Origin of the sequence: Azospirillum sp. BE72 (genome assembly GCF_031455875.1) — a bacterium.
Classification (GTDB): domain Bacteria; phylum Pseudomonadota; class Alphaproteobacteria; order Azospirillales; family Azospirillaceae; genus Azospirillum.
This window is the reverse complement of record NZ_JAVDTO010000026.1, coordinates 1-12,107: the sequence shown is the minus strand read 5'-3', so window position 1 is coordinate 12,107 and position 12,107 is coordinate 1. Positions and strand designations below refer to the sequence as shown.

Annotated in this window: 11 protein-coding genes; 1 reads left to right on the top strand and 10 read right to left on the bottom strand. The window is 66.6% G+C overall.

What is annotated here, in order from left to right; translation table 11 throughout:
• Positions 1–14 precede the first annotated feature (14 nt).
• From J2Y49_RS30625 to J2Y49_RS30605, 5 genes are read right to left on the bottom strand one after another with little or no spacing between them, the layout of a single operon-like run.
• Positions 15–1,463 (bottom strand): aldehyde dehydrogenase family protein, encoded by a 1,449-nt coding sequence (locus J2Y49_RS30625; RefSeq protein WP_310119434.1) that lies wholly within the window; start codon positions 1,461–1,463, stop codon positions 15–17.
• A 5-nt stretch (positions 1,464–1,468) separates the two neighbouring features.
• Entirely contained in the window at positions 1,469–2,605 is a 1,137-nt protein-coding gene (locus tag J2Y49_RS30620) for an iron-containing alcohol dehydrogenase (protein ID WP_310119432.1), read from the bottom strand.
• 30 nt (positions 2,606–2,635) lie between these two features.
• Entirely contained in the window at positions 2,636–4,204 is a 1,569-nt protein-coding gene (locus J2Y49_RS30615) for a CoA-transferase (RefSeq protein WP_310119431.1), read from the bottom strand.
• Between the two features lie 7 nt (positions 4,205–4,211).
• On the bottom strand, positions 4,212–4,667 hold the full coding sequence (locus tag J2Y49_RS30610; RefSeq protein ID WP_310119430.1) for a MaoC/PaaZ C-terminal domain-containing protein: 456 nt from the start codon (positions 4,665–4,667) through the stop codon (positions 4,212–4,214).
• Between the two features lie 37 nt (positions 4,668–4,704).
• Positions 4,705–5,814 (bottom strand): glycoside hydrolase family 88 protein, encoded by a 1,110-nt coding sequence (locus J2Y49_RS30605; protein WP_310119429.1) that lies wholly within the window; start codon positions 5,812–5,814, stop codon positions 4,705–4,707.
• A gap of 151 nt (positions 5,815–5,965) precedes the next feature.
• Here J2Y49_RS30605 and J2Y49_RS30600 point away from each other — a divergent pair, with 151 nt between their 5' ends.
• Positions 5,966–6,880 (top strand): LysR family transcriptional regulator, encoded by a 915-nt coding sequence (locus J2Y49_RS30600; RefSeq protein ID WP_310119427.1) that lies wholly within the window; start codon positions 5,966–5,968, stop codon positions 6,878–6,880.
• A gap of 66 nt (positions 6,881–6,946) precedes the next feature.
• Here J2Y49_RS30600 and J2Y49_RS30595 read toward each other — a convergent pair whose 3' ends face one another.
• The 5 genes from J2Y49_RS30595 to J2Y49_RS30575 all read right to left on the bottom strand — a co-directional run bounded on the left by J2Y49_RS30595 (position 6,947) and on the right by J2Y49_RS30575 (position 11,692).
• Positions 6,947–8,161, bottom strand: a complete 1,215-nt coding sequence (locus J2Y49_RS30595; protein WP_310119426.1) for an ABC transporter substrate-binding protein — start codon at positions 8,159–8,161, stop codon at positions 6,947–6,949.
• Positions 8,162–8,211: 50 nt separating this feature from the next.
• On the bottom strand, positions 8,212–9,195 hold the full coding sequence (locus J2Y49_RS30590; RefSeq protein ID WP_310119425.1) for a branched-chain amino acid ABC transporter permease: 984 nt from the start codon (positions 9,193–9,195) through the stop codon (positions 8,212–8,214).
• 5 nt (positions 9,196–9,200) lie between these two features.
• Positions 9,201–10,088, bottom strand: coding sequence for a branched-chain amino acid ABC transporter permease (locus J2Y49_RS30585; RefSeq protein ID WP_310119423.1), 888 nt, complete (start codon positions 10,086–10,088; stop codon positions 9,201–9,203).
• A gap of 105 nt (positions 10,089–10,193) precedes the next feature.
• On the bottom strand, positions 10,194–10,919 hold the full coding sequence (locus J2Y49_RS30580; protein WP_098735550.1) for an ABC transporter ATP-binding protein: 726 nt from the start codon (positions 10,917–10,919) through the stop codon (positions 10,194–10,196).
• Positions 10,919–11,692 carry an ABC transporter ATP-binding protein gene (locus J2Y49_RS30575; protein ID WP_098735551.1) on the bottom strand — a complete coding sequence of 258 codons (774 nt, stop codon included), beginning with the start codon at positions 11,690–11,692 and terminating at the stop codon, positions 10,919–10,921. Before J2Y49_RS30575 ends, J2Y49_RS30580 begins: the two co-directional genes overlap by 1 nt.
• Positions 11,693–12,107: the final 415 nt, after the last annotated feature.

The window sequence follows — 12,107 nt, the reverse complement described above, 5'->3', positions numbered from 1 at the left end:
GCGTGCCGCCGCCGTCAGGCCTGGACGTAGCTGGTCTTGACGGTGGTGAAGAATTCGCGGGCGTAGGCGCCCTGCTCGCGCGGGCCGTGGCTGGACGCCTTCCGACCTCCGAACGGCGTGTGGTAATCGACGCCGGCGGTGGGCAGGTTGACCATCACCATGCCGACATCGGCATTGCGCTTGAAATGCGCGGCATGCTTCAGCGAGCCGGTGACGATGCCGGCGCACAGGCCGAACGGCGTGTCGTTGGCAATGGCCAGCGCGTGCTCATAGCCGTCGGCGCGCAGCACCGTGGCGACCGGCCCGAAGATCTCCTCCCGGTTGATCCGCATCTCCGGCGTGGTTTCGGTGAACAGGGCGGGCGACAGGTAATGACCGCGCTTGGCCCGCGTCAGCAGGTTGCCGCCGAAGGCGAGCGTTGCACCCTCGCCGGTGCCGCATTCGATGTAGCCGAGATCGCAGGCCAACTGCCGCTCGTCCACCACCGGGCCAATGTCGGTTCCGGGAGCCAGCGCGTCGTCGACGGTCAGGCGGCGCAACGCCTCGCCGAGGCTCTTCACGAAGCGGTCGTGGATGCCGGAGGCCACGATCAGCCGGCTGGAGGCGGTGCAGCGCTGGCCGGTGGAGTAATAGGATCCCTGCACCGCGCAACGCACGGCAATGTCGAGGTCGGCGTCGTCCAGGATCACCAGCGGGTTCTTGCCACCCATCTCCAACTGGACCTTGGCAAGACGTTCGGCGGCGACCGCCGCCACCCGCTTGCCGGTAGAGACCGATCCGGTGAAGCTGATGGCGTCCACCCCGGCAGAGCGGGCGATGGCGTCGCCGACCACGGCGCCCGGTCCCATCACCAGATTGAACACGCCGTCGGGAAGGCCGGCGCGCGACAGGATGTCGGACAGCGCCCAGGCGCAGCCGGGCACCAGCTCGGCCGGCTTGAAGACGACGCAATTGCCATAGGCCAGCGCCGGCGCGATCTTCCAGGCCGGGATCGCCAGCGGGAAGTTCCACGGGGTGATCAGGCCGACCACGCCGACCGGCTCGCGCGTGATCTCCACGCCGACGCCGGGGCGGACGGAATCCAGCAGCTCGCCGCGCCCGCGCAGCACCTCGGCGGCGAAGAAGCGGAAGATCTGGCCGGCGCGCGTCGCCTCGCCGATGCCCTCGGGCAGGGTCTTGCCCTCCTCCCGCGACAGCAGGCGGCCGAGTTCCTCGCGCCGCGCCAGGATTTCGGTGCCGACCCGGTCCAGGATGTCGGAGCGCTCCTGGACGCCGACGGCGGACCAGGGCTTGAAGGCGCGCCGGGCCGCCGCGACTGCGTGTTCGACCTGCGCCGCGTCGGCGACGGCGTAGCGGCCGATCACGTCGTCGAGATCGGACGGGTTGACGTTGACCGTGGCGTCGCTGCCGGCCAGCCATTCGCCGTCGATGAAGTTCTTGTGGATGGTGGTCGTGCTGGTCATCGCAATCACCCGGCCGGATAGGAATCGTTGAGCATGCCCAGATAGTCGTCGGCCGTGGCCGTCCGCGGGTTGGTGGCGTGGCAATGGTCCTTCAGCGCCTTTTCAGCGATCTCCGGCAGTTGCGCCCGCTCCAGCCCCAGCGCCTCCAGCCCGGAGGGCAGACCCAGGCGGCGGTTGAGATCCGCGATGAAGGCGGCGGGATCGCCGTCCTGCGGCAGTCCCATCGCCTCGCACAGCGTTGCCCATTTCGCCGCGACCGCCGGCTTGTTGAAGCGCAGCACGGCGGGCAGCAGGATGGCGTTCAAGGTGCCGTGATGCAGCCGCAGCGGCACGGCACCCAGCGGATGCGACAGGGCGTGCACGGCGCCGAGACCCTTTTGGAACGCCATCGCGCCTTCCATCGCCGCCATCATCATGTTCCAGCGCGCCTCGCGGTCGGTCCCGTCGGCGGTCGCCCGCTCGATGTGGCGGACACCGCGCCGCAGGCCGTCCAGGGCGATGGCCTCGGCCGGCGGGTTGACCGCGGGGGCGAGGAAGGTCTCGATGCAATGGGCGATGGCGTCCATGCCGGTCGCCGCCGTCAGCAGCGGCGGCAGGCTGAGCGTCAGTTCCGGATCGCAGATTGCCACCTTGGGCAGCAGATGCGGGCTGAGCAGGCCCAGCTTGCGGCCGTCGCGCATGACGATGACGCTACCGCGCCCGACCTCGCTGCCGGTGCCGGCCGTGGTCGGGATGGCGACCAGCGGAGCCACCTGGGCGGTGATGCGGGCGGCGCCGCCCTCCACCGCTGCGTATTGCTGCAACGGGGCCGGGTGGGTCGCCAGCAGCGCCACCGCCTTCGCCAGATCGATCGCCGACCCGCCGCCGACCGCGACGATGCCGTCGCAACCGTGGTCGCGGTACAGGTCCGTGGCGGCGACGACGGCGTCCTCTGTCGGATTGGGCGGGGTGTCGTCATAGACGACGGTGCCCTCGCTGTCGCCCATGGCGTCGAGCACGCGCTGGAGCAGCCCCGCCGCGCCGACGCCCTTGTCGGTGGCCAGGAAGGGACGGCGGATGCCGAGCCGGCGCAATTCGGCCGGCAGCGTGCCGAGCGCGCCGTAATCGAACTGGATCGTCGTCAGATAACTGATGGTCGCCATGATTTTCCCTCGGATTTCTTCGTGAGCGCGTCAGTCGCGGAACAGCCGGTCCGCCATGCGCGGCAGCGGGTCGAGAACGCGGTGCGGCGGGCAGTCCATCAGGTCGATGACCTGGGTCTTCGCGTCGATGCCCGGCGCCACCTCGGTCAGCACCAGACCGTCCGGCTCCACCGCGAAGACCGCCCGTTCGGTGACGATCTTCGCTTTCTGCCCGCGCTCCGCCACGTTGCGCAGCAACGGGTAGGTGATCTCGTCGACCCGCTCGACGAACTTGCGGACCTTGCCCTCGCGCTGGATGGTCAGCCGCCCGTCGCCGACCACCACCCCCAGCCCGGCGGTGGTGAAGGTGCCGGTGAAGACAAGCTCGCGGGCGTTGTAGGCGATGTCGATGAAGCCGCCGGGGCCGGGGTTGGCGGCGCCGAAGCGGCTGACGTTGACGTTGCCGGCCCGGTCGAACTGGGCGAAGGCCAGCGCCGCCGCCTCGCAGTTGCCGCCGTCGATGAAGTCGAACTGCGACGGACCGTCGATCAGCGCCTCGGGGTACATGTTGGCGGAGAACTGCCAGCCGCTCATGACCACGCCGCCGAAGGGGCCGTGTTCGGTGGTGAAGTTGTAGCGCAGCAGGCCGTCGTCGGCGAAGGCGCCATCCTCCATCATCACCGTCGGCACGTCGGACGAGGCGCCGAAGCCGAAGATGGTGACCACGCCCGGGCGCACCTCCGCCGCCGCGCGCCGCGCGATGACCTTGTCGGCGCCCTGCGGCAGCCGCTCGGTCGTCCGCCCGTCGAAGATCTGGCGGCCGAGGTAGCGGTCGTCGTAGCGGATGCCGGTGGTCATCATCGGTTCGGGCGCGACCACGACATGATCGACCAGTTCGCCCGGCACGCGCACCTCATGGACGGACCGCGAGCGGCGGGGTACCAGCTTGCGGACCTGCGCGATCACGGTGCCGCCCGACGCCTTCACCGCCAGCGCCACGGCCAGGGCCGAAGAGGTGATCGGCTCGTCCTCGAAGCTGAGGTTGCCGTGCTCGTCGGCGCTGGTCGCGCGGATGAAGCCGACGTTCAGCGGCCAGGTCGGGTAATGCAGGTATTCGTGGCCGTCGATGCTGTGCAGGCGGACCAGATCCTCCCGCGCCCGCTCGGTGTATTTGCCGCCCTGCTGGCGCGGGTCGATGTAGGAGCCGATGCCGATGGGTGTCAGATAGCCGGGGCCGCGCCGCGCGACCTCGCGCAGCCAATGCATGGTGGCGCCGATGGGCCAGCAATAGGCCTCGACCCGGTTCTCGCGGATCAGGCGCATCATCTCGGGCCGCTTGCCTGTCGCGGGGTCCAGCGCGTTCAGGTAGTTGCCAGACACCACGCGCTTCATCAGCCCTTCGATGGCGACATGGTCCATTCCCTTGATCCCCAGCGCGTCACCGACGCTGACCGGGAAGAAGAAGGTGAGGTCGCGCGGGCTGCCGGTGTCGCGGAACCGCTGGGCCAGCGCGCCGAGCAGGGCGTCCGGAGTCAGCCAGCCGATCACGCCGACGCTGGCCACGGTCTGGCCGGGCTGGATGAGCGCGACCGCCTCTTGCGCGGTGCAGACCTTGCTCATCGCGGCGTCACTCCTGGAAATGGATGATGTGGGTGCAGACGCAGACCGTTTCGCCGTGCTGGTTGGTCAGCGTCGCGTCGGCCCACAGCCGCTTCTTCGCGTCGTCGGCCCGCACGATGCGGTAATGGACGGTCAGCGTGTCGCCGATGCGGACCGGTTTGGTGAAACGGACGCGGTCATAGCCGTAGGACACGGCCGGGCGACCGGCCCAATCGAGGTATTTGGTGACGGCGCCCGACACGTAGCCGACCATCATCGACCCCTGGGCGACGCGGCCGCCCAACCCGACGCGGCGGGCGTATTCCTCGTCGCAATGATTGGGATGGTTGTCGCCGCTGATACCGGCGAAGGCGTAGATGTCGTATTCGCCGATGGTGCGCGTGTAGCTGGTCTCGGTGCCGATCAGCGTGGAAACCGGGCCGCGATGGTTGATGCGGGGCGGCGGATACTGGTGTTCGGACATGGGAATTCCTCCGGGAAAACGGGGGCGTGTGTGGCCGTCAGAGCCGCTCGGGCGCGAGGTCTCCCTCCAGCGCCAGCAGGGCTTCGAACAGGAAGTAGTCGCCCCAGATCAGTTCATGGGCGGTGGCGGCGCCGTTCCGCTTGTTGAAGCAGCCTTCGGTCAGGATGCCGGGTTGGCGGGCGTCGCCGGGGGCGGTCGGCGTCAGATAGCCGTTCACCAGCGCATCCACGGACTTGCGCGCCGCCGCCTCGTAGCGCTCGCGGTGTTCGGGAATCAGCGCCGCCAGCTTCAGCAGGGCGGCGGCGCCGATGGCGGTGGCCGAGCTGTCGCGCTCGGTCGCCGGGATCGCCGGGTCGTCGAAATCCCAGAAGGCGACCCCGTCGGCCGGAATGTTGGCGAGCCACCAGTCGGCGACGCGGACGGCGTCGGCGCGGAACTCCGTCTCGCCCCGCGCCAGCGCCTGGGCCAGCCCGATCATCGCCCAGCCCTGCGCACGGCCCCAGGTGCTGTTCTCGTGGATGCCCTTGTGGGTGTAGCGGCGCAGCAGGGCGCCGGTCTCGGGATCGAAGCTGGCCGACTGGCAGACCGACCCGTCGTCGCGTACGCACAGCGCGACATGCTGGAGCAGATGGTTGCGGGCGACCACCGCCGCGTCGCCGCCCTGGGACAGCAGCAGCGCGATGGTTCCCGGCAGGGCATCGATGTTGGCCTCGTTCACGCCGACGTCGAAGGCCTCCTCCGCCTCGGTGCCGAGCGGGATCAGCCGGGCGCGCGGGTTGTACATCCGCATCAGCCCGGCGGTGCCGGCGGCGGCGAGGTCGCGGGCCACCGGATCGCCGAGCAGGACGTCGCCGAGGCCGGCGCCGTACCAGAACAGGAACCCCTTGAAGACGGAGTTGGAGTCCGCGCGGACACGCAGCCGCGAGGCCCAGTCGCGGGCATGGTCGCGGTAGGCTGTGTCGCCTGTGCGCAGCGCGGCAAGCCACAGCATGCCGCACCAGAAGCCGCCGGTCCAATCACCGGCCGGGCTGCGCACCCACACGCCGTCGGCCGGATCGGCGTAATGGGGAAAGCCCGAACCGGGCTGTGCCAGGGTGGAGTCGACACGCGCCAGCACGCGCGCGATGGCGTTGGTCCGATCAATCATGATGCGTTTCCTCTTGGCGGTTCGGTCGCGCAGACCGTTTCGGTCGCCGATTGTCCGCATTGCCCTCTGTGATATGGGCGATGATAAGGATTGCTGAAAGCAACCGTCCAATATATTATAGAAGCGTTATTTATACGGAAAAGATATAAATATGGATCTGCGCCATCTCCGTTACTTCGTCGCGGTCGCGGAAGAGCTGAGCTTCACGCGGGCGGCCGAACGGCTGCACATCGCCCAACCGCCGCTCAGCCAGCAGATCCGCCAGCTTGAGGACGAACTCGGCGTCTCCCTGCTGTACCGGACGCGCCGTCATGTCGAGCTGACCGACAGCGGGCGCATCTATCTGGAACTGGCCCGGCAGATTCTGCGGTCGGTCGAAGCGGCGGCGGTCCAGGCCCAGCGCGCCCAGCGTGGCGAGATCGGGCAATTGGCGGTCGGATTCTTCGAGCACACCTCCTACACCGTGCTGCCGCCGATCCTGCGCGCCTATCGAGAACGCTATCCGATGGTCGATGTGCAATTGCGCTGGTTTCCGGTCGTCGATCAGGTCGACGCCCTGTTGCGCGGCGATATCGACGTCTCGTTCCTGCGGCCGGTCTTCAATTCCGAAGACATCACGAGCGACTCCCTGCTCAAGGAGCCCTTCGTGCTCGCCGTTCCGTCGGACCATCCCTTCGCGGAGCTGGAGACTGTGCCGTTCGCCGACTGTGCTTCGGAAAGCTTCATCATCTACAGCCAGAAATCGGCCCCGGACTTTCACGGCATGATCGCCGGCATGTGCGCCGCGGCCGGCTTCGTTCCCAAGGTCGCTGCGGAGGTGGCGCAGGTCTACACCGCGCTCGGGCTGGTCAGCTCGGGCGCCGGGATCGCGTTCGTGCCGTCCGCCGTGCGCCGGGTGCATTTCGAGCAGGTCGTCTACAAGACCCTGTCGGGCGACGACGCCCGGATCGAGGTGCTGTTGGGATGGACGCAACGCACGCCGTCCCCCTTGTTGAAGGCGTTCATCGATACCGCGAAAACGGTCGTGCGCGGCATGAGCGCGCCGACGCCGCGCGCCGCTGGATGATATGGAACAAAGAAAGCCCGCCAAGCCGTCGGGCTTGGCGGGCGTGAGGCGATGTGACGTCGGGTTCTACTTCTTGACCAGCGGACAGCCGCCGTCTTCCAGCGGACGGAAGGCCTCCTCGGCCGGGATCGTGGCGCGCAGCTTGTAGAAGTCGCCCGGCTTCTTGGATTCGGACGGCTTCTTGACCTCGAACAGATAGAGCGGGTGGATCTTGCGGCCATCGGCGCGGATGGTGCCCTTGCCGAACAGCGGATCGTCGGTCGGCGTGGCCTTCATCGCCGCGACCACCTTGGCGCCGTCGCCATCCTCCTTCAGCGTCGCCACAGTCTTCAGATAATGGGTCACCGCCGAATAGACGCCGGCCTGGGCGCTGGTCGGGAAGGCTCCCCGGTTGGCGGCGGTGAAGGCCTGGGCGAACTTGCGGTTCTCGTCGGTCATGTCCCAGTACCAGGCTTCGGTCAGGATCAGGCCCTGCGCGGCATTCAGTCCCAACGCCTGCACGTCGCTCATGAACACCAGCAGGCCGGCGAGATTCTGACCGCCCTGGGTGATGCCGAACTCCGCGGCCTGCTTGATGGCGTTGATGGTGTCGCCGCCGGCGTTGGCCAGGCCGATGATCTTGGCCCTTGATGCCTGTGCCTGGAGCAGGAAGGAGGAGAAATCGGTGCCGGGGAAGGGGTGCCGGATCCTGCCCAGGACCTTGCCGCCGTTCTTGAGGACGACGGCCTCGGTGTCCCGTTCCAGTGCATGACCGAAGGCGTAGTCGGCGGTCAGGAAGTACCAGCTGTCGCCGCCGGTCTTCACCACCGCCTTGCCGGTGGCATTGGCCAGGGCCCAGGTGTCGTAGGTCCAATGGATCGAGTTGGGGGTGCAGGCGGCGCCCGTCAGGTCGGCGGTTCCGCCGCCGGAGACGATCATCACCTTGTTCTTTTCCTGGACCACCTGATTGACCGCGAGGATCACCGAGGAGGTCGGCACGTCGACGATCATGTCGACCTTGTCGACGTCGATCCATTTGCGGGCGATGCTCGACCCGATGTCGGGCTTGTTCTGGTGGTCGGCGGCCACGACCTCGACCTTCAGCCCATGTTTTTCAGGCTGGAAGTCCTCGACGGCCTTCCTGGCCGCCCAGATCGATCCCGGTCCGGACAGCCCGGCGTAGATCCCGGACTGGTCATTCAGCACGCCGATGCGGACGACGCCATCGGTGATCTCGGCGTGCGCCGTGCCAAGGCTCAGCAGAGCGCCGACGCACAGGCCGATGGAACTTCCCTTCAACATGGCTTCCTCCCCTCTTGGATGTGTTTGTGGATGGCGCGCGGAGCGCCTCATCAGCCGTCCGCGGATCCGGAGCGTGCATCGCCCAGGACGCGGCGGCGCAGATCGTTCAACTCTCCGGCGATGCCACGCCGGAAAGTCAGGACGCACAGGATGAAGATCGCCCCGATGATGATGGTCACGAAGGATCCGACCTTGTCGGCCAACTCGTTCTGAAGCACGACGACCACGCCGGCTCCCAGCATCGGGCCGATCACGGTGCCGACACCGCCCAGCAGCGTCATCAGCACCACCTCGCCCGACACGTGCCAATGGACATCGGCCAGCGTGGCGAACTTGAACACCAGCACCTTGGTGGCGCCGGCCAGCCCCGCCAGCCCGGCCGACAGCACGAAGGCGAGCAGCTTGTAGCGCGCGACGTCGTAGCCGAGCGAGGTCACCCGAGCCTCGTTCTCGCGGATCGCCTTCAGGATCTCGCCGAAGGGCGAGTGGATGGCCCGGTGGATCACCCACAGCCCGAAGACGACGATGGCCAGAACCACGTAATAGAGCGTGGTGTCGTCGGAAAGGTCGATCAGGCCGAACAGGCTGCCGCGCGGCACGCCCTGCAAACCGTCCTCGCCGCCGGTGAATGGCGCCTTCAAGAAGACGAAGAACATCATCTGGGCGAGCGCCAGCGTCACCATCGCGAAATAGATGCCATGGCGGCGGATGGCGATCAGCCCGAACACGGCGCCCAGCAGCGCGGCGGCTCCGGCGCCGAGTGCGAGGCTGGGCAGGGTCGGCAACTCCCACGCCTTCAGCGCGTGGGCGGTCACATAGGCCGCCGTGCCCAGGAAGGCGGCGTGGCCGAAGGACAGCAGCCCGGTGTAGCCGAGCAGAAGATTAAACGAGCAGGCGAACAGACCGAAGCACAGGACGGTCATGCCCAGCACCGGGTAGGTCACGAACGGCGCCGCCATCGCCAGGGCGAGAAGGGCTAGAATGCGGACGCGGTTGACGGTGAACCGGTCAAAAGTGACGGGAGTGTCGGTCATCGGTTTTATCTTTCCTTGCCGAACAGTCCGGCCGGCCGTAGGAGCAGCACGATCGCCATGATGATGAAGACCATGGTCGAGGAGATTTCCGGGTAGAGCACCTTGGGGATGGCTTCGACGACCCCGAGCATCAGCCCGGTCGCGATCGAGCCGACGATCGATCCCATGCCGCCGATGACGACCACGGCAAACACGACGATGATCATGTTGGAGCCCATCAGCGGACTGACCTGGAGCACCGGAGCCGCCAATACGCCGGCGAAGCCGGCCAGCCCGACACCAAGCCCATAGATCAGCATCACCATGATGGGGACGTTGATTCCGAAGGCTTGCGTCAGCTTCGGATTCTCGGTGGCGGCCCGCAGATAGGAGCCGAGGCGGGTCTTCTCGATGACGAACCAGGTCCCGACGCAAACGGTCAGCGACGCGACAATCACCCAGGCCCGGTATTTCGGCAGGAACATGAAGCCCAGATTGAAGCCGCCGGTCAGGCCGTCCGGCATGTCGAACGGCTGGCCGGCGACGCCGAACCAGTGCCGGAACATGCCCTCGATCACCAGCGCGATGCCGAAGGTCAGCAGCAGCCCGTAGAGATGGTCGAGCTTGTAGATCCATTGCAGCAGGGTGCGTTCGACGGCGATCCCGATCAGCGCCACCGCCAGCGGCACAAGGATCAGCGACCACCAATAGCTGATCCCCCAGTAATACAGTCCCATCCACGCCAGGAAGGCACCGATCATGTAGAAGGCGCCATGAGCGAAGTTGATGATGTTGAGCATCCCGAAGATCACCGAGAGCCCGATGCTGAGCATCGCGTAAAAGGATCCGTTCACCAGGCCGAGGACCAGTTGCCCCATGAGCGCCTGGATGGGAAAACCGAAGATCTCGGTCATTCTCCAAACCTTCCGAATTATGTGGTCGCGGCGCCTTCCAGGGGCGCCGTTGGGGGCGCCGTTTGGGGGCGCTTTCGGGGGCGTCGCAAAGGAGCGCCGGTGCGGTCAGACGCCGAGATAGTCGCGCAGCAACCCCATCTTCGACGGCAGGTCGCGTCGTTCGATTTCCGTGGCCACCCGACCATGCTCCACGACGTACATCCGGTCGGCCAGCGGCGCGGCGAAGCGGAAATTCTGCTCGACCAGCAGGATCGTATAGCCCTTGGCCTTCAGATCGCGGATGATCTCGCCAAGCTTTTCGACGATGACCGGCGCCAGCCCTTCGGATATTTCGTCGAGCAGCAGCAGGCGGGCGCCGGTGCGCAGGATGCGGGCCATCGCCAGCATCTGCTGCTCGCCGCCGGACAGGCGGGTCCCCTGGCTGTGGCGCCGTTCCTTCAGGTTCGGGAACATGGCGTAGATTTCCTCCACGCTCATGCCGCCGCTGGCGACCTTGGGCAGGAGAAGCAGGTTCTCCTCGCAGGACAGGCTGGAATAGATGCCACGCTCCTCCGGGCAATAGCCGACACCCAGCCGCGCGATGCGGTGCGGCGGCAACCGGATGACATCCTTTCCATCGAGCATGATCGACCCTGACCGTCGCCCGGTGAGTCCCAGGATGGCGCGCATTGTCGTGGTGCGCCCGGCGCCGTTGCGGCCCAGCAGCGACACGCATTCGCCTTGGTTGACGACGAAGTCCATGCCGTGCAGCACGTGCGATTCGCCGTAGAACGCGTGCAGATCGGTGACGCGCAGATATTCGACGGGCGTATGCTCGATCCGACGGCTCATCACAGTGCCTCCACCAGTTCGTCGTTGGCGGCGGACCCCATGTAGGCCTCGATGACGCGCGGGTCGTCCGACACCTCGGCGTAGGAGCCCTCGGCGAGGACGGCTCCGCGGGCGAGCACGGTGATGGCGTCGCTGATGCCGGCGACGACCTTCATGTTGTGCTCGACCATCAGGATGGTGCGGTTGGCCGACACCCGCTTGATCAGGTCCATGACGCGGTCGACGTCCTCGTGCCCCATGCCCTGGGTCGGTTCGTCGAGCAGCATCACCTCGGGGTCGAGCGCCAGGGTGGTGGCGATTTCCAGCGCCCGTTTCCGGCCATAGGGCATTTCCACGGCGGCCATGCCGGAAAAACTTTTCAGCCCGACAAGGTCCAGAATCTCCGCTGCCCGGTCGTTCAGGCCATCAAGTGACCGGTTCGACTTCCAAAAATGGAGGGAGGTCCCGAGACCGCGCTGCATGGCCACGCGGACATTCTGAAGGGCCGTCAGATGCGGAAACACCGCCGAGATTTGAAAGGAGCGCACGATGCCCCGGCGCGCGACCTGTGCCGGCTTTTCGCCGGTGATGTCGGTCCCGTTGAACAGAATCCGGCCACGGGTCGGTTCCAGAAACTTGGTGAGCAGATTGAAGCAGGTCGTCTTGCCTGCGCCGTTGGGTCCGATCAGCGCGTGGATGTGTCCGCGCTGGACCTTGAGATCGACGCAGTTGACGGCCGTAAAGCCCTTGAATTCCTTGGTCATGCCATAGGTCTGAAGGACGAAATCGTCCATGGCGCTTCCTCTTTCCGTCCCGATTTGTCTTTCCTAGCGCAAGAAGGCGCATGTAACGCGGTAACCGTGACCATTGGTTCACAGTGACCGCGCGAGAATCGCCAGCATCCACTGGATGAGAATTGCTGGCGGACGGGATTGTTGGTACGGAAAGACTGTAGGGCAGAGGATAGGGCGCCACAAATATATTATTAGTATTTTATTTATATCGGCTTCATATAAGGCATCGTCCATCGACACCGAATCGAGCCCAGCCGCGCGGATGGCCGCACGGTCCGGGCATCGGTCGCTGTTTCCTGAGTTCGGGGCTTGGTTCAGGCTGACCTTCCCCCGGCAGAAAGGACACCGGGTTAAGCGGCTCGAAGCTCGGCCTGGTCCGGGGTGATGTAGCCGAGAGCCGAGTGCAGTCGCTGGC